Origin of the sequence: Pseudomonas emilianonis, assembly GCF_023072625.1 — a bacterium.
GTDB lineage: Bacteria > Pseudomonadota > Gammaproteobacteria > Pseudomonadales > Pseudomonadaceae > Aquipseudomonas > Aquipseudomonas paraveronii.
In genome coordinates this window covers 1-17,295 of the sequence record NZ_JAKNRV010000086.1, presented here as the reverse complement: position 1 = coordinate 17,295, position 17,295 = coordinate 1, and the positions used below count along the sequence as shown (strand labels likewise).

Genomic DNA, 17,295 nt, shown 5'->3' with positions numbered 1-17,295 from the left:
CATCAAGAAAGGTGCCTTTGACCTGGTGTTCGAACGCGGCGCCGTGATTGACGTCAAGCCTCAATACGACATCACCCGCCAGGTGATCGAGCGCATGAACCAGCTGAAGTAAGCCATACCGCGATTTCCAGCGGCTTGCGGGTCTGGATGCCGTGGTCGTCGAGGCTGCGCATCACCTCCAGGCCAGCCAACACACCGTAGCTACCGTGGCATAGGGTAATATGGCTATTGCCAATCGACGCAGGAAGGCGCCACAAGGGGCGTTGCAGGTGATGTATTTTACGTAGAATTGCTACGTAGAATTCAGATACGAAAAAGCCCCGTAGACCTTGATCTGCGGGGCTCTTCAAATAATGGCGGAGAGATAGGGATTCGAACCCTAGGTACCGGTGAAGGTACAACGGATTTCGAATCCGTCCCATTCGGCCACTCTGGCATCTCTCCAACGGCGCGCATCATAACAGCCCATCTCAGGAAAGCAAAGCGCAGAAGCGATTTTTTTCCGTGCTATCAGATGCTTGCGTCGATTACAGCGGTACGCCGAGGCGCTTGGCGACTTCTTCGTAGGCTTCGATCACATCACCGAGGCCTTGGCGGAAGCGGTCTTTGTCCATCTTCTTCTTGGTGTCCTTGTCCCACAGGCGGCAGCCGTCCGGGCTGAATTCGTCGCCCAGGACGATGGAGCCATCGTGGAACACACCGAATTCCAGCTTGAAGTCGACCAGCAGCAGGCCGGCGTCGTCGAACAGTTTGCTCAGGACGTCGTTGACCTTGAGGGACAATTCCTTCATGCGCGCCAGTTGCTCGGCGGTGCCCCAGCCGAACGCCACAACGTGGGATTCGTTGATGAACGGGTCGCCCTTGGCGTCGTCCTTGAGGAACAATTCGAAGGTGTAAGGGTTGAGCTTGATGCCCTCTTCCACGCCCAGGCGCTTGACCAGGCTGCCGGCGGCGTAGTTACGCACGACGCATTCAACCGGAATCATGTCCAGCTTCTTGACCAGGCACTCGTTGTCGCCCAACAGCTTGTCGAATTGGGTCGGAATGCCGGCCGCTTCGAGTTTCTGCATGATGAAGGCGTTGAACTTGTTGTTCACCATGCCCTTGCGATCAAGTTGTTCGATGCGCTTGCCGTCGAACGCCGAAGTGTCGTTGCGAAACAGCAGGATCAGGCGGTTGGCGTCGTCGGTCTTGTACACCGACTTGGCTTTGCCGCGGTAGAGTTCTTCACGTTTTTCCATGATGGGCTCCGCTTTGAGTGAGGTGGGCTAGGCGATATGTCGCCAGTCGAGCCCTGAATCTTGATCGGCCAGTTGCAGCCAGTCCGGGTCGCACCCAAGGGTATCGACAAAACATTGCCGGGCCAGCTGCGGCAGGTTGTTCTTGCTGCTCAGATGGGCCAGGACCAGGTGTTGCAGGTCTTGCCAGCCCAACTCATACACCAGGTACGCCGCCTGGTGGTTGTTCAAATGCCCCAGTTCGCCGCCCACCCGTTGCTTGAGGAAGTACGGGTAATGACCGCGAGCCAGCAAATCTCGGCAGTGGTTGGACTCGATCATCAATGCATCGAGGTTCCGGTAGCCGTCCAGCACGTTGGCGCAGTAGGAACCCAGGTCGGTAAGTACGCCGAAACGTCGCTCACCGCCACTGAATACATACTGCGTCGGCTCCTGGGCGTCATGCGCCACGGCAATCACATCAATGCTCAAGGCACCGATCTGCAGTTGCTCGCCACCAGCCAGGAAGCCTGCGGGTTCAATGGGTTTGCGCATCCCGCGCAAAGTGCCGCGACTCAGGTACACCGGAAGATTGTAGCGCCGAGACAGCAAACCCACGCCATGCACATGGTCTGCATGTTCGTGGGTCACCAGAATCGCGCTCAGCTGCGAGGGGTGAACCCCCAAGCGCAACAGGCGCCGCTCGGTTTCTCTTAACGAGAAACCACAATCCACCAGCACATACGTGTCGTCATGAGCGACCAGCGTGCCGTTCCCTTGGCTACCGCTGCCGAGAACGGCAAAACGCATCGGATCAGCCCAGGTTGTCCTGAATCACGCCCAACACTTTGCGCGCTGTTTCAGCCGGCGCAACGGTGTTGATGTTCTTCTCGACGGTGACTTGCACGCTTTCGCCAACCTTGCTCAAACGAATCTGATAACGCTCGGCGCGGGTTTCGATCTCTTCCTTGGTAGGAGCGCTGCCGAACAACTTGCTGAAGAAACCTGGCTCGTCGTCTTTCTTCTCGGCTTTTTCCGCCACGTTGATGTAGTACAGGCCCAGGCTGCGGTTGATGTCTTCAACACGCCAAGGGCCTTGTTCCAACGCGCGACCAACACTGGCCCAGGCACGGTCCAGGTCTTCACCCAGGTTCAGCACCACGTTGCCGCTGCCGTCTTCGGTGAGGCTGACGCGGCTCGGGGTGTCGTAATCACGCGCGGCGAGCAGGGAGATGGAACCGCCCTTCTCGGAGATACGGCTCATGCTGGCCAGCATCTCGTCGACCAGTGCAGCATCGACGCCAGTGTTGACCGAGCGATTGGTGAACTCGACGTTGGAGGTGCTGCCAGCCGGACGCTCGGCGCTGACCACATAGACTTCACTGGTATTGCGCTGCACACCAGGCTCGATGCGCACGCGCACGCGGGCTTCGGCGTCAGCGACGACGCCACCGGACTGCAGGCGCTTGGCCATGCTGGCCGACAGCTCGCTGCCTTGCTGCCACGCTGTAGTGAACTCACCCGTCTGCGGACGCTGCTCGTCGATACGGAAACCGTTGTCCTGGAAGAACTGCACCGCCACCGGCCAGACTTCGGCAGGTGGGCGCTGCGCCACGATCCAGCGCGAGTCGCCGCTCTTCTGCAGGCTGTAGTCGCTGGTATTCGCCACGGCCGAGATCGGCTGTGGACGCGGCACCACGTACTCACCCTTGGCGGTGTCGTCGGCGACATTGCGCGGAATCGGCAGCAACGGATCAAGGCGCTTGGCGACGCTGACGTCCGGCGGCAGTTGCATCGGTTTGGTTGCTTGTGCTTCCAGGTAATCGCTGCCGCGGTCACGGAAGTAGCCTTCCGGGCCCCAGATCCAACCGCAGCCACTGGTGCTGGAGATAATCAAGGCAAGTGCGGAAAGTCCGGCCAATCGCTTCATGCGTAGTGCTTCCTCAATTAAACCAGGACGCCGGACTGGCGCAGGGCCTGTCGCAGCGGTTCGTGACAGGCTTCGCTGAGACGGGTGAGCGGCAGACGGATACCGTCCGGCATCATGCCCATTTCAAACAGCGCCCATTTCACGGGGATAGGGTTGGATTCGATAAACAGTGTCTTGTTGAGCGGCATCAACTTCTCGTGGATCGCACGCGCGGTCACGGCATCGCCGGCGAGGGCGGCGGCGCACATGTCACTCATGGCGCGCGGGGCCACGTTGGCGGTCACCGAGATGTTGCCCTTGCCGCCCAGCAGGATCAGCTCGACAGCGGTGGCATCGTCACCGGAATACACCAGGAAGTCGCTGCTCACGCCGGCCAGGATGTCCTTGGCGCGTTGCAGGTCGCCGGTGGCTTCCTTGATACCGATGATGTTTGGCACGGTGGACAGGCGGATCACCGTCTCGGCCTTCATGTCGCACGCGGTGCGACCCGGCACGTTGTAGAGGATCTGCGGGATATCGACCGCTTCGGCAATGGTGCGGAAGTGCTGGTACAGGCCTTCCTGGGTCGGTTTGTTGTAGTACGGGGTCACCAGCAGGCAGGCGTCGGCGCCGGCCTTCTTGGCGTTTTTGGTCAGCTCGATCGCTTCGCGCGTCGAGTTGGCGCCCGTACCGGCGATCACGGCGATACGGCCCGCGACACGCTTGACCACGAACTCGATAACCTGGATGTGTTCTTCCACGTCGAGGGTGGCCGATTCACCTGTGGTGCCGACCGCCACAATGGCGTTGGTGCCCTCTTGCAGGTGGAAGTCCACCAGTTTGCCCAGGCTATCCCAGTCGAGACGACCTTGTGCATCCATGGGTGTGACCAGTGCCACCATACTGCCCGCAATCATGCAACCGCTCCTGCCGGAAAAAGAGAGCCGTAATGGTACTGGCGCCAAGATGCTTGTACAAGCGAAGTACCGCCTGAGGACGCGTTCTGGATCAACTAAACGACGGGCAATGCCATCATTGCGTGAAAGTACGGGTCGAGGCGGGGTAAAAACCCGCTGATCACGCAATGAAAACGCCACCTCCTATCCCTTGGCGACGCTTTTCGCTACCCTTCATGCTTTGATCGATACAGCCCTCACCGTATCGACCGCTCATCGTTTTAGGAAGGCTGCATGTCCACCCCCACAGTTCGCGAACAATTCCTTGTTATCAGTGCCCTCGGCGCCAACCCCATGGAGCTGACCAACGTCCTGTGCCGCGCCAGCCATGAAAACCGCTGCGCCGTCGTAACCTCCCGCCTCACGCGCCATGGCGAGTGCAGCGCGCTGGTGCTGCAGATTTCCGGCACCTGGGATGCCTTGGCGCGCCTGGAGACCGGCTTGCCGGGCCTGGCCAAGAAGCACAACTTCACCGTCAATGTGGTACGCAGTGCCGCTCTGGAAAATCGCCCACAGGCCCTGCCTTATGTGGCGTATGTCAGTTCTGCCTACCGCTCGGACATCGTCAACGAGTTGTGCCAGTTCTTTATCGACCAAAACGTCGAACTGGAAAACCTCACCTGCGACACCTACCAGGCCCCGCAAACCGGCGGCACCATGCTCAACGCCACGTTCACCGTGACCTTGCCGGCCGGCGTGCAGATCAGTTGGCTGCGCGATCAGTTCCTGGACTTCGCCGATGCGCTGAACCTCGACGCATTGATCGAGCCGTGGCGCCCACAGAACCCAATGTAAGGAAGCCCCCATGGCGGTAGTCATCGACAAACCCGTAGCCGATTTCGAAGCCCAGGCCACCAGCGGCCAAACCTTCAGCATCAAAGCCCTCAAGGGCAAGCAAGTGGTGATTTACTTCTATCCGAAGGACAGCACACCGGGTTGCACCACCGAAGGCCAGGGTTTCCGTGACCAGTACGCGGCGTTCAAGGCCGCCAATACCGAAGTGTTTGGCGTGTCGCGCGACAGCGTGAAGTCCCACGAGAACTTCAAGGCCAAGCAGGCGTTTCCTTTCGAGCTGATCAGCGACAAGGACGAAGCGGTTTGCCAGCTGTTTGACGTGATCAAGCTGAAGAAGCTGTACGGCAAGGAATACCTGGGCGTGGATCGCAGCACCTTCCTGATCGACAAAGATGGCGTGCTGCGCCAGGAATGGCGTGGCGTGAAAGTGCCGGGGCATGTGGACGCGGTGCTGGCGGCAGCCAAAGCGTTGCACAGCGCCTGAGCATTATAGGGAGAGGGCGCACGCGCCCTCTCCTCTCATCAGAGTAAGGGCGCCACCACCGGTTCCTGCCGCGGCCACGCATCCAGCACCGCCTTGAACAGCGTCGCCAGGGGGATCGCAAAGAACACCCCCCAGAACCCCCACAACCCGCCAAACAACAATACCGCGCAGATGATCGCTACCGGATGCAGGTTGACTGCCTCCGAGAACAGCAGCGGCACCAGCACATTGCCGTCCAGGGTCTGGATGATGCCGTACACCGCCATCAGGTAGATGAACTGATCGCTCCAGCCCCACTGGAACAAGGCGATCAATGTGACCGGCACCGTCACCACCACAGCGCCGACATACGGCACCACCACTGAAATACCTACCAACAATGCCAGCAGGGCCGCGTAGTTCAGGTCCAGGGCAATAAAGGCGATGTAGGTAACCCCGCCACAGATGATGATCTCGATGACCTTGCCACGGATGTAGTTGGCGATCTGCCGGTTCATCTCCTCGGCTACCCGGGTGATCAACGCCCGCTCACGCGGCAGATAGCCACTGACCCAGCGGCCGATCATCGCGCGGTCCTTGAGGAAGAAAAACACCAGGATCGGCACCAGCACCAGGTAGATCATGATGTTGACGAGTAACGGCAGGCTGGACAGGGAAAAGGTCAGCGCCCATTGCCCGAACTTTCCGATCTCGCCGCGCGCCACTTCGATGGCTTGCAGTACCTGCTCATCCGACACCAAGTGCGGGTAGCGCTCCGGCAATAGCAGCAACAGCGACTGCCATTTGGCGAGCATGCCGGGCAACTCGTTGAACAAGGTGATCAACTGATGCCATAGCAGCGGCACGACCACCACGATAAACACCAGCAACAGCCCCATGAACAAGGCGAATACCAGCCCCACTGCCGCCGCACCCGGTAAACGCAGACGTTCCAGGGTGGTGACCAGCCCCTGCATCAGGTAGGCCAGCACCATCCCTGCCAGCACCGGGGCGAGCATGCCACCCAGGGTGAGGACGGCGGTAAAGGCCAGGAACAGCAGGACCGCCAGCACCACGGCCTCCTCGTCGGAGAAGTAGCGCTGAATCCAGTCTCGTAACACTTTGAACATCAATCAACCTCGGGTGGTGGGGGCGAACGGCTCAGGCCTTGCGCAACCAATAACGGTAGACACCGGCCGCGTCTTCTTCATGCAGCAGGGTGTGGCCGGCCAGCCTGGCAAAGGTGCGAAAATCACGCTGGGAGCCGGCATCTGTGGCGATGACCTTGAGCACTGCGCCGCTGGCCAATCGATTGAGCTCCAACTTGGCCTTGAGCAAGGGCAACGGGCAATTGAGGCCGCTGGCATCGAGTTCGGCATCAAAGGCTACAGCGTCGGTCATGGTTTTACTCCGGGCAAGCGTTCAGGCTGCTTAGAATATCTGGTCCGAAGCTCAGTGTCCGGCTACAGTAAGCTCTTTGTCGAAAGGCTCTGTGCATGACTTTTTTGCGCCCCACCCTGCTGACGCTGGCCTGCCTGCTGGCCTCCCCGGGCTTCGCTGACGACCTGCCGTCTCTTGGCGACGCCAGTTCTGCCATTGTCTCGCCACAACAGGAATACCAACTGGGTCGCGCCTGGCTTGCCTACTTGCGCGGCCAGGTCTCGCAGCTCAACGATCCGCAGCTCAAGGATTACGTCGAAACCAGCGTGTACAAGCTGGTGGAGACCAGCCAGGTCAATGACCGCCGCCTGGAATTCATCCTGATCGATAGCCCGCAGCTCAACGCCTTTGCCGCGCCTGGCGGTATCGTCGGGGTCAATGGTGGGCTGTTCCTCAACGCCCAGACCGAAGGTGAATACGCCTCGGTGCTCGCCCACGAATTGGCTCACTTGTCTCAGCGCCACTTCGCCCGGGGCGTCGAAGCGCAACAGCGCATGCAGCTCCCGATGATGGCCGCGATGCTCGGCGGCATCATTGCCGCCGCAGCCGGTGCGGGCGATGCCGGTATTGCCGCGATTGCCGGCACACAGGCAGCCGCGATCCAGGAACAACGACGGTTCTCACGCCAGAACGAACAAGAGGCGGACCGCATCGGCATCCTCAACCTGGAGAAAGCCGGTTACGACCCACGCTCCATGCCGACCATGTTCGAACGCCTGATGCGTCAATACCGCTTCGACGCCAAACCGCCGGAATTCCTGCTGACTCACCCGGTGACAGAGTCGCGCATCGCCGACACCCGCAACCGCGCCGAACAGGCCAAGCCCGGCGGCACGGAAGACAGCTTGCGCTATCAATTGATTCGCGCACGGGTGCAGTTGAAATACGAAGACACGCCAGGCCTCGCCGCCAAGCGCTTCCAGGCCCAACTGGACGAAAATCCGAAAAACGACGTGGCGCGCTATGGTCTGGCAATCGCCCAAATCAAGGGTACCAAACTCAAGGAAGCCCGGGAAAACCTGGCCCCGTTGTTGGCCAAGTCGCCCAACGACATTACCTACAACCTGGCGCAGATCGAGCTGGACATCACTAACAACCGCTTGCCGGAAGCCCAGCAGCGCACTGACCGGATGCTCACCCAGTACCCCGGCAACTATCCGCTGAACCAGGTGCGAGTGGACCTTTTGCTTAAACAGAACCGTACCGCCGATGCGGAAAAGGCCCTGGACGGCTTGCTCAAGTCGCGCCCGGACGATCCGGACGTGTGGTACCAAGTCGCCGAGACGCGCGGCTTGTCCGGCAACATCATCGGCCTGCATCAGGCGCGCGCCGAGTACTTCGCCCTGGTCGGCGATTTCCAGCAAGCCATTCAACAACTGGACTTCGCTAAGCGCCGTGCCGGCAGCAACTTCCCACTGTCGTCGCGTATCGACGCACGCCAGCGTGAGTTGATCGAACAGGAACGCCTGGTGAAAGGGATGATGAGCTAAACCCATCGCCTACAAAAAAGCCCCGCCCTCGTTAAACGAAGGCGGGGCTTTTTATTGGCCGGTTACTCGGCCAGCTTGAAGGTAATGAAGCTGGCACGGCCCTGACGCAGGACACGCATCGATACCGAACGGTTCTTCGGCAGCGCCTTGGCGATGTCGGTGAACTGCTTGGTGGTGTCGATGGCCTGATTGTTCAGGTGAGTAATCACATCACCTGGCTGCAGGCCAATCAAGGCAGCAGGACCGTCCTGCACTTCCTTGATCACCACGCCGTTTTTCAGGTCGAAGGTTTTCTTCTGCTCATCCGTCAGCTCGGCCACGGCAATGCCAAGGCGGTTGCTGCTGCGCTCGGCGCTCGGCTTGGTATTGCCCAGGGCATCCAGGGTCGCGCCTTCTTCAGGGATGGCACCAACGGTCAGCTCAACGTTCTGGCGCTTGCCTTCGCGGATCACTTCCAGCTTGGCCTTGCTGCCCGCCTTAAGCGCGCCCACCAGGTGCGGCAGGTCTGCCGACATGACGATCGGCTGGCCGTTCATGCTCAGAATCACGTCGCCGACTTGCAGGCCACCTTTGGCCGCCGGGCCGCCGTCCTGGATCTGTGCAACCAGCGCACCGGCCGGCTTGTCGAGGCCGAAGGATTCAGCCAGGTCCTTGTTCACTTCCTGGATCACCACGCCCAACCAGCCACGGCTGACCTTGCCGCCGCTTTTCAGTTGGTTGGAAACGTCCATGGCCACGTCGATCGGGATGGCGAACGACACGCCCATGAAGCCACCGGAGCGCGTGTAGATCTGGGAGTTGATGCCGACTACTTCACCGTTCAGGTTGAACAACGGACCACCGGAGTTACCCGGGTTGATCGGCACGTCGGTCTGGATGAACGGCACGTAGTTTTCGTTGGGCAGGCTGCGGCCGATGGCGCTGACGATGCCTTGGGTCACGGTGTGGTCAAAGCCAAACGGCGAACCGATGGCCACGACCCACTGCCCGGCTTTCAGGTCTTGGGACTTGCCCAGTTTCAGTACAGGCAGGTCTTTGCCGTCGATTTTCAGCAACGCCACGTCGGAACGTGGGTCAGTGCCAACCAGCTTGGCTTTCAATTCACTACGGTCAGCCAGGCGGACGATGATCTCGTCAGCGTCGGCAATCACGTGGTTGTTGGTCAGGATGTAGCCATCGGGCGAGATGATGAAGCCCGAGCCCAGGGACTGCGCTTCACGCTGGCCACCGCCGCCGCCACGGGGGGCGCGTTGTTGCGGCATGCCACGTTCGAAGAACTCGCGCAGCATCGGCGGCAGGCCTTCCAGGTCCGGCATCTGCTGGTCGGAGACTTTGCGCTCCGGTAGTTTTTGCGTGGTACTGATGTTCACCACGGCAGGCGAGGCCTGCTCGACCAATTGGGTGAAATCAGGCAGTTCGGCCGCTAGCGCGGGCACGGCCTGCCCCAGCACCAGCACCGTAGCGACTATGGATAAGTAAGACTTCAAGCGTGGTATCGACATACAGCTCCCGTTACGACGTGCAGGGTTGAGCGACAGGGTTCAAGAAACGCCGGAAACTGCGACCGACTTCTCTGTTCCGCGAACAAAACAAGGTCAGCGCCGACAAGCCCTGACCTATAAAAAACATGAGAGTTTTTTGCAAGTGAAAATGCTGGTCCAGACATTTCATGTCTATCGGCAGCCAACCTCGCATGGAATTAGAGTGAAAGGCCAGGATGAACATAAGATTAACGATTCACGGCTTGGCGGCAGGCATTTTTTCAACGCGCACCGACAGCGCGAGGCGCTCAGCGGTGCCGATGGGAATTTCGCCAACCACCGTGACCATCATTTCGCCATCCACCGTATTCAGCCGACGCGACACCGCCACCGTCGGGCCCAACTGGGTACGGGTCTCCGTAACGCTTGCCCCGCTGATCGGTTCAAGGAACACCGAAAACCGTGCCAACCCATCTTCATACATCCGACTGTCGACCGTCGCTTTGGTCTGGGTGTCTTTGCGCGCACTGCTGTTGGTTAGCTGAAAACCCGGCGGCAGCCATTCCAGATGCCATTCTTCGGTAGGTTGCACCTCTGCCGTTTTAGCCGTAGCGACTGCAATCGGCGTGCAATCGCCAGTAGGTTGCAAGTCGCGATCATCCGGCGTGACCGAGGTGTTCAATCGGGTGAACTGGAAACGCTCCAGCAACTGCCCCTGGTCGTTCAACAGCAACGATTTAAGGGGCAACGCGGTATCCCGGTCCAGGTGCAACTCAAAGCCATAGCGGTATTGGTCACGTGGGGTGATCGATACAATCACCGCATTTCGACCGGCCACGCGAGATTTGCCGATGACGGCCAGTTCGTAGAATTGCGTGAGTTTTTGCGGATCAAGCGCACGTGACGGAGCATCACGCGAATTGCCGAGGCCGGCGACAAGGGTACCGCTGACGCATTGCGTCCGACCGTCTACCCGCACGACTTCCTGAGCCGAACCATCGAGCTGCAAAAGCCGCTCGCGGACCTGACCGTCCTGGACACGATGCCAGATGTCATGGGTAGAGAAATTGCCGTTACGCTCGTAGACGAACGTACCTTGGAAACTTTGCTGCTGCTCTGCACGCCCAAGTCGAGTCAGCCAGTCTTGGGCTTCATCAGCATGGGCGGGGAGTGCAAACCAACCACTGAGCAAAAGCGTAAGGAGCGGTATGGCGCGCATAGGGCTCCTCAACGGTTTAGCGGTTTTCCAGGCTTGCCGCGCGAGCATATGGCAGAGCGCTTTCAGTGCCTTTCAAGGCCGATTCCTGTGCGTGTTGGCGCAGGTAGCCTGGAAGACGCTGATCTTGCCAGCCGGATTGCCCTTGAAGCACACCGTTCGCCATCGGGCCGGTAGTGTCGGAGCTTTCCTTGTAGCCTGCCAGTACGGCGGGGCCTTTGACTTGCGGACCCGCCATGATCGGTTGCTGAGTCTGCTGGGCCAGTTCGGCACCGGCGATTTCGTCCTGGTTGTACAGGCGAACACCGGCCAGTACGGCAACAGTCACCGAGGCGGCCACTGCCAGGCGACCCAGGCTACGCCATGGACCCCGTGCAGCTTTTGCCGGAACGGCTTCATCAGCCAGTGCAGCAGAAACGGCCGCAGCAATATCCAGACGAGGGATTAGAAGATCCTTGTGCATCACCGCCCGAGCGACTTGGTAACGAGACCAGGTATCACGGGTTTCGGCATCATCGAATGCGTTGAGCACCCGACGAAGTTCCAGTTCATCCGCTTCGTTATCCATCACTGCGGACAGCGATTCCTGCAGGGCATCACGACTCATGGCGGTTCCTCTCTTGGCTGTCGCCGCTGTCTTTAGTTTTCCTGCAACAACGGTTGCAAGGCTTTATCGATGGCTTCCCGGGCCCGGAAAATCCGTGACCTTACAGTCCCCACCGGACACTGCATGACGCTCGCAATGTCTTCATAACTCAGACCATCGAATTCACGTAAAGTTAACGCAGTACGCAAATCTTCTGGCAGCTGCTGAATAGTGCGATGAACGGTGCCTTCGATCTCGTCGCGCAGCAATGCACGCTCCGGCGACTCGAGATCTTTGAGGCCGTGATCACCATCGTAAAATTCTGCATCTTCCGAACTGACATCACTATCCGGTGGGCGGCGTCCGCGAGACACCAGATAGTTCTTCGCCGTGTTGATGGCGATGCGGTAGAGCCACGTGTAAAACGCACTGTCACCGCGAAAATTGCCCAGTGCACGGTATGCCTTGATAAAGGCTTCCTGTGCAACGTCCTGCGCTTCATGGGTGTCGTGCACAAACCGCACGATCAACCCGAGAATTTTGTGCTGGTATTTCAGCACTAGCAGATCAAAAGCTCGCTTGTCGCCGCGTTGAACGCGCTCGACCAGCTGCTGATCCTCTTCCTGGGTTAGCATGAACACTCCTCGTTGTACTTAAAGGAGGCTTGCATAACTGAACGATCAGGCTTGCAAACATAGACTCGGACTTTTCGCAAAAGTTCTCCCCCTCCAAGCAAGTTTCCGGCATGCACTGATTTGGCACACACGAAAAACGCAGCACGGGCGATGCCGGCTGCGCGAATAATCTTGTCGCCGGTTCCCTGACGCGTCCAATGCTCCCGACGGGCCAATAAACTCAACGTTTTCCCAGCTTTCGGGCAACCTGCTATTGAGTCGGGGCTTATGCAAAAAGTTCCCACTTCAATAACCGGTCTATTTACCTTGGCCGTGCACCGTAATTTCACACTGCCACGAATGCGCGGCTATTGTGCCGCTCCCCCCCTCTATATACTAGTAGCCCGTGTGACCCTTTGATTCGCCGATCCAGGCGTCCTGTTTGCGCCAGCCCCTGTGGATCGCTTTTTGCGGAATCCTTCAAATGAGCCAACAGTTTCAACACGATGTCCTGGTGATTGGCAGCGGCGCGGCCGGCTTAAGCCTTGCGCTGACCCTCCCCAGCCACCTGCGCATTGCAGTGCTGAGTAAAGGCGACCTGGCCAATGGCTCGACGTTCTGGGCCCAGGGCGGTGTTGCCGCCGTACTGGACGACACCGACACGGTGCAGTCCCACGTCGAAGACACCCTCAACGCCGGCGGCGGCCTGTGCCACGAAGACGCGGTGCGCTTTACCGTCGAACATAGCCGCGAAGCGATTCAATGGCTGATCGACCAGGGGGTGCCGTTTACCCGCGATGATCACGCGGGCAGTGATGACAGCGGCTTCGAGTTCCACCTGACCCGCGAAGGCGGGCACAGCCATCGGCGCATCATCCACGCCGCCGACGCCACCGGTGCCGCGATCTTCAAGACCCTGCTCGAACAAGCCCGCCAACGCCCGAACATCGAATTGCTGGAGCAGCGGGTCGCCGTCGACCTGATCACCGAGAAACGGCTGGGCCTGTCGGGCGAGCGCTGCCTCGGCGCCTACGTGCTCAACCGCAACAGCGGCGAAGTCGACACCTACGGCGCCCGCTTCACCCTTCTCGCCTCGGGCGGCGCGGCCAAGGTCTATCTCTATACCAGCAACCCCGACGGTGCCTGTGGCGACGGCATCGCCATGGCCTGGCGCTCGGGCTGCCGGGTGGCCAACCTGGAATTCAACCAGTTCCACCCCACCTGCTTGTACCACCCACAGGCCAAGAGCTTCCTGATCACCGAAGCCCTGCGCGGCGAAGGCGCACACCTGAAACTGCCGAACGGCGAGCGCTTCATGCAGCGCTTCGACCCGCGCGCCGAACTGGCCCCGCGCGACATCGTCGCCCGCGCCATCGACCATGAAATGAAGCGCCTGGGCATCGACTGCGTCTACCTGGACATCAGCCACAAACCCGAAGCATTCATCAAGACCCACTTCCCGACGGTCTACGAGCGCTGCCTGACATTCAACATCGACATCACCAAAGGCCCGATCCCGGTGGTGCCGGCCGCGCACTACACCTGCGGCGGCGTGATGGTCGACCAACACGGGCGCACCGACGTGCCCGGCCTGTACGCGATTGGCGAAACCAGCTTCACCGGCCTGCACGGCGCCAACCGCATGGCCAGCAACTCGCTGCTCGAATGTTTCGTCTATGCGCGTTCGGCGGCGGCAGACATTCTTGAACAACTGCCGCACATCCCCGTACCCGCCGCCCTGCCCCGCTGGGACGCCAGCCAGGTGACCGATTCGGACGAAGACGTGATCATCGCCCACAACTGGGACGAACTGCGGCGCTTCATGTGGGACTACGTAGGCATCGTGCGCACCAACAAACGCCTGCAACGCGCGCAACACCGCGTGCGACTGTTGCTGGATGAGATCGACGAGTTCTACAGCAACTATAAAGTCAGCCGCGACTTGATTGAGTTGCGCAACCTGGCCCAAGTGGCGGAACTGATGATCCGCTCGGCCATGGAGCGCAAGGAAAGCCGGGGCCTGCATTACACCCTCGACTACCCGCAGATGCTGCCCGAGGCCCGCGATACTATTCTGGTGCCAACCACCTACGGCGACTGAACTTCAGGCGAACCCGCAGGCGCCGGTGGACATCGGCGGCCTGCGAATCGCTGGGCACGCAGATCGACCGCACCGCCCATTCACCCTGTACCCGATAGCGCAGCACTACGATCAACGGCAGCGCCAGGCTGTCGGGACGTAGCTGCACGCGGTGCCAGCCACGCGCAGCGCTCCATAGCTGCCACCCGTTTTCATCACGGCGCAGGCCACGAATCGACGAACGGTGAGTCAGCCGGATATGGCGCGGGACAACCCAGGCGGCGTGAGCCAGGCACAGCAACAGGCCAAGGCTTGAATAAGGCAGGTCGAGCAGCAGCAGCGCACCCAGCGCGAACGCCTGGGCAAGGAGATAGGCCGCCAGCAACAGCCGCGAGGCCTGCCAGCGACATTCGAAGACGGGATTACTTGGGCTGGACACGATCCAGAATCATCCGAACCATGCGCTGCAGCTCCGGATCTTCCGATTCGGCGCGTTCCATGAACCAGCCAAACATGTCCTGGTCTTCGCATTCCAGCAGGCGGACGTAACAGTCGCGATCCACTTGGTTGAGCGTCGAGTAAACCTCTCGGACGAACGGCACCAACAACACATCCAGCTCAAGCATGCCGCGACGGCTGTGCCAGTAGAGGCGATTAAGTTCTACATCTTCGACCATGGAACGCTCCTCAAATAGATTGCAAGTATACAGGCCCTAAGGCGCCGGAACAGTCGGCTTTGGTCGCCCCCTACAGAAACTATCCATTTGTCGGGCGCCCCTCTATGATGCACCTATGACTTTTTGACCTGCGATGACCCATGGCCGACTCTGCTTTCTTCTGCCCCCTCACCCACGAAGGCGTTCTGGCCGTCCGCGGCGCCGACGCTGCCAAGTTCCTGCAAGGCCAACTCACCTGTAACCTTAATTACCTGAGCGACACCCAGGCCAGCCTCGGCGCGCGCTGCACGCAAAAAGGCCGCATGCAGTCGAGCTTTCGCATCCTGTTGCAAAGTGATGGCGTGCTGCTTGCCATGGCCACCGAGTTGCTGGAACCGCAACTGGCGGACCTGAAGAAGTACGCGGTGTTCTCCAAATCCAAACTCACCGACGAAAGCGCCGCCTGGGTGCGTTTCGGCCTGGCGGACGCGGATCAGGCGCTGGCAAGCCTGGGCCTGGAACTGCCGGCCGCGACCGACAGCGTCGCCCGCAGCGAACATTTGATCGCCATCCGCGTATCCCCAGGTCGCATCGAACTTTGGGCGCCCGCCGAGCAAGCCGAAGCCGTGCGCAGCCAATTGGCCGCGCAGTTGCAACAGGCTGACTTGAATGAGTGGCTGCTGGGCCAGGTCCGCGCCGGCATCGGCCAGGTCATGCCGCAGACCCGCGAGCTGTTTATCCCACAGATGCTTAATCTGCAGGCCGTGGGCGGCGTCAGCTTCAAGAAAGGCTGCTACACCGGCCAGGAAATCGTCGCGCGCATGCAGTACCTGGGCAAACTCAAGCGTCGCCTGTACCGCCTGAGCCTGAATGCCACTGAATTGCCCGAGCCCGGCACACCACTGTTTTCTCCCAGCCACAACAGTTCGATCGGCGAAGTGGTGATCGCGGCAAAAGCTGACCAAGGGGTTGAACTTCTGGCCGTGCTGCAAGCCGAAGCTGCCGAGAGTGGCGATGTGCATTTAGGCACCCTCGAAGGTCCCGGCTTGCAACTGCTTGAGCTGCCATACCAACTGGACCGGGATCGAGAGATCCAGCACTGATCGCCGCACCCCTTTGCAACACCTTAGAGAGCATGAATGAACGAGCTGGCGGAAAAAGTCCAACAGGCTTTGATTGCGGCCATCAACAACGATGACCTGGTGCTGCCGACATTACCGGAAGTGGCCCTGAACATTCGTCAGGCCGCCGAAGACCCGGAGATCGGCATCAGCCACTTGAGCAAAGTGATCGGTCGCGACACCGCGTTGTCGGCGCGCTTGATCAAAGTGGTCAACAGCCCGCTGTTGCGGGCGACACAGGAAGTCACCGACCTGCACACCGCCATCACCCGGCTGGGCACCAACTACAGCAGCAACCTGGCGATCGGCCTGGTGATGGAGCAGATCTTCCACGCCCGCTCCGAAGTGGTCGAACAGAAAATGCGCGACGTCTGGCGCCGCAGCCTGGAAGTGGCCGGCGTCAGCTATGCCTTGTGCCGCAGCCACAGCCAGCTCAAGCCGGACCAGGCAGCGCTCGGAGGGCTGGTGCATCAGATCGGTGTGCTGCCGATCCTGACCTACGCCGAAGACCATTACGAATTGCTCTCTGACCCGGTCAGCCTCAACCACATGATCGAGAGCATCCACCCGATGCTCGGCGACAAACTGCTGGCTGTCTGGGACTTCCCGGAAATGCTGGCGAAACTGCCAGGCCAATACCTCGACCTGGAGCGCGACTCTGCGAGCCTCGACTATATCGACCTGGTCCAAGTTGCCGTGCTGTATTGCCATCGTGGCACCGCGCATCCGCTGGCGGATGTGCCGGTCTCCAGCCTGCCGGCGATCAAGAAGCTGCGCCTGGACCCTTACAGCGACCGCGTGCGTGCAGAGCTGGATGAAGCACGGTCGATGTTCTACTGATCAACCGGCGATAAAACTGACCCGCACTTTCAAGCCTGCCGATTCGCCATCATGCAGGCTGATCTGGGCCAGATGCGCGCGACAGATTTCACCGACAATCGCCAGGCCCAGGCCAGAGCCCATGCCCTGCTGGCTGCGGCGATAGAAGCGCTCGAACACGCGGTCGCGCTCGTCCAGCGGAATGCCCGGGCCATCATCTTCCACTTCCAGCACCGCCGGCGACGTCACGCGCAGGATCACATTGCCGCCGGGCGGCGTATGGGCCAGGGCGTTATCCACCAGGTTGCTCAGCAGCTCGTTGAGCAGCGTCGGCTCCCCGCGCATCCACACAGGTGTGTCCGCCTCCAACGCCAGCGCCACCCCACGCGCATGGGCCAACGGCGCCATGGCCATGCCCAGCTCGCGGGCCAACTGGCTGAGGTCGAGCAATT

The 17,295-nt window shown here is 60.2% G+C and carries 19 protein-coding genes, 1 tRNA gene and 1 pseudogene; 7 read left to right on the top strand and 14 right to left on the bottom strand.

Annotated elements, in window-relative coordinates; genetic code table 11:
* Positions 1-112, top strand: a pseudogene (locus tag L9Z73_RS11735) (OmpH family outer membrane protein); the annotation flags it as partial.
* A 242-nt stretch (positions 113-354) separates the two neighbouring features.
* On the opposite strand, the gene L9Z73_RS11730 reads toward L9Z73_RS11735, so the two are convergent.
* From L9Z73_RS11730 to dapA, 5 genes are all read right to left on the bottom strand, one after another.
* Positions 355-444: transfer RNA gene (locus L9Z73_RS11730), tRNA-Ser, on the bottom strand.
* 83 nt (positions 445-527) lie between these two features.
* Positions 528-1,241, bottom strand: coding sequence for a phosphoribosylaminoimidazolesuccinocarboxamide synthase (purC, locus tag L9Z73_RS11725; protein WP_247400460.1), 714 nt, complete (start codon positions 1,239-1,241; stop codon positions 528-530).
* Positions 1,242-1,268: 27 nt separating this feature from the next.
* Entirely contained in the window at positions 1,269-2,027 is a 759-nt protein-coding gene (locus tag L9Z73_RS11720; RefSeq protein WP_247400458.1) for an MBL fold metallo-hydrolase, read from the bottom strand.
* Between the two features lie 4 nt (positions 2,028-2,031).
* On the bottom strand, positions 2,032-3,147 hold the full coding sequence (gene bamC, locus L9Z73_RS11715; RefSeq protein WP_247400456.1) for an outer membrane protein assembly factor BamC: 1,116 nt from the start codon (positions 3,145-3,147) through the stop codon (positions 2,032-2,034).
* Positions 3,148-3,164: 17 nt separating this feature from the next.
* A complete protein-coding gene (gene dapA, locus L9Z73_RS11710; RefSeq protein WP_247400446.1) occupies positions 3,165-4,043 on the bottom strand; it encodes a 4-hydroxy-tetrahydrodipicolinate synthase in 879 nt (292 codons plus the stop codon).
* Positions 4,044-4,316: 273 nt separating this feature from the next.
* On the opposite strand from dapA, the gene L9Z73_RS11705 reads away from it, so the two are divergent.
* Together L9Z73_RS11705 and L9Z73_RS11700 are read left to right on the top strand one after the other, a co-directional pair.
* Positions 4,317-4,877, top strand: a complete 561-nt coding sequence (locus L9Z73_RS11705) for a glycine cleavage system protein R (protein ID WP_247400444.1) — start codon at positions 4,317-4,319, stop codon at positions 4,875-4,877.
* Between the two features lie 10 nt (positions 4,878-4,887).
* The gene (locus L9Z73_RS11700) at positions 4,888-5,361 is read left to right on the top strand and encodes a peroxiredoxin (protein WP_247400442.1); all 474 of its coding nucleotides are present in this window, start codon (positions 4,888-4,890) and stop codon (positions 5,359-5,361) included.
* Positions 5,362-5,399: 38 nt separating this feature from the next.
* Here L9Z73_RS11700 and L9Z73_RS11695 read toward each other — a convergent pair whose 3' ends face one another.
* The gene (locus L9Z73_RS11695) at positions 5,400-6,470 is read right to left on the bottom strand and encodes an AI-2E family transporter (protein WP_247400440.1); all 1,071 of its coding nucleotides are present in this window, start codon (positions 6,468-6,470) and stop codon (positions 5,400-5,402) included.
* Positions 6,471-6,501: 31 nt separating this feature from the next.
* The gene (locus L9Z73_RS11690; RefSeq protein WP_064451315.1) at positions 6,502-6,741 is read right to left on the bottom strand and encodes a sulfurtransferase TusA family protein; all 240 of its coding nucleotides are present in this window, start codon (positions 6,739-6,741) and stop codon (positions 6,502-6,504) included.
* 95 nt (positions 6,742-6,836) lie between these two features.
* Between L9Z73_RS11690 and L9Z73_RS11685 the strand changes: the two genes are divergently transcribed.
* Positions 6,837-8,270 (top strand): M48 family metalloprotease, encoded by a 1,434-nt coding sequence (locus L9Z73_RS11685; RefSeq protein ID WP_247400438.1) that lies wholly within the window; start codon positions 6,837-6,839, stop codon positions 8,268-8,270.
* Positions 8,271-8,332: 62 nt separating this feature from the next.
* Here the strand turns inward: L9Z73_RS11685 and L9Z73_RS11680 are convergent, their stop codons facing one another.
* From L9Z73_RS11680 to rpoE, 4 genes are all read right to left on the bottom strand, one after another.
* Positions 8,333-9,772 (bottom strand): DegQ family serine endoprotease, encoded by a 1,440-nt coding sequence (locus L9Z73_RS11680; RefSeq protein WP_247400436.1) that lies wholly within the window; start codon positions 9,770-9,772, stop codon positions 8,333-8,335.
* Between the two features lie 235 nt (positions 9,773-10,007).
* The gene (locus L9Z73_RS11675) at positions 10,008-10,970 is read right to left on the bottom strand and encodes a MucB/RseB C-terminal domain-containing protein (RefSeq protein WP_247400434.1); all 963 of its coding nucleotides are present in this window, start codon (positions 10,968-10,970) and stop codon (positions 10,008-10,010) included.
* Positions 10,971-10,986: 16 nt separating this feature from the next.
* Entirely contained in the window at positions 10,987-11,574 is a 588-nt protein-coding gene (locus L9Z73_RS11670; RefSeq protein ID WP_247400432.1) for a sigma-E factor negative regulatory protein, read from the bottom strand.
* 32 nt (positions 11,575-11,606) lie between these two features.
* A complete protein-coding gene (gene rpoE, locus L9Z73_RS11665) occupies positions 11,607-12,188 on the bottom strand; it encodes an RNA polymerase sigma factor RpoE (protein WP_003172477.1) in 582 nt (193 codons plus the stop codon).
* A 463-nt stretch (positions 12,189-12,651) separates the two neighbouring features.
* On the opposite strand from rpoE, the gene nadB reads away from it, so the two are divergent.
* Entirely contained in the window at positions 12,652-14,268 is a 1,617-nt protein-coding gene (gene nadB, locus L9Z73_RS11660) for an L-aspartate oxidase (RefSeq protein WP_247400430.1), read from the top strand.
* Here the strand turns inward: nadB and L9Z73_RS11655 are convergent.
* On the bottom strand, positions 14,237-14,686 hold the full coding sequence (locus L9Z73_RS11655; protein ID WP_247400428.1) for a protein YgfX: 450 nt from the start codon (positions 14,684-14,686) through the stop codon (positions 14,237-14,239). The genes nadB and L9Z73_RS11655 overlap by 32 nt on opposite strands.
* The gene (locus L9Z73_RS11650) at positions 14,670-14,924 is read right to left on the bottom strand and encodes a succinate dehydrogenase assembly factor 2 (RefSeq protein WP_247400426.1); all 255 of its coding nucleotides are present in this window, start codon (positions 14,922-14,924) and stop codon (positions 14,670-14,672) included. Before L9Z73_RS11650 ends, L9Z73_RS11655 begins: the two co-directional genes overlap by 17 nt.
* Before the next feature lie 140 nt (positions 14,925-15,064).
* Between L9Z73_RS11650 and L9Z73_RS11645 the strand changes: the two genes are divergently transcribed.
* A complete protein-coding gene (locus L9Z73_RS11645; RefSeq protein WP_247400408.1) occupies positions 15,065-16,006 on the top strand; it encodes a YgfZ/GcvT domain-containing protein in 942 nt (313 codons plus the stop codon).
* Between the two features lie 36 nt (positions 16,007-16,042).
* A complete protein-coding gene (locus L9Z73_RS11640; protein ID WP_247400389.1) occupies positions 16,043-16,864 on the top strand; it encodes an HDOD domain-containing protein in 822 nt (273 codons plus the stop codon).
* Here L9Z73_RS11640 and L9Z73_RS11635 read toward each other — a convergent pair.
* Positions 16,865-17,295 (bottom strand): sensor histidine kinase (locus tag L9Z73_RS11635; RefSeq protein WP_247400387.1); only part of this gene is annotated, 431 nt, incomplete at its 5' end.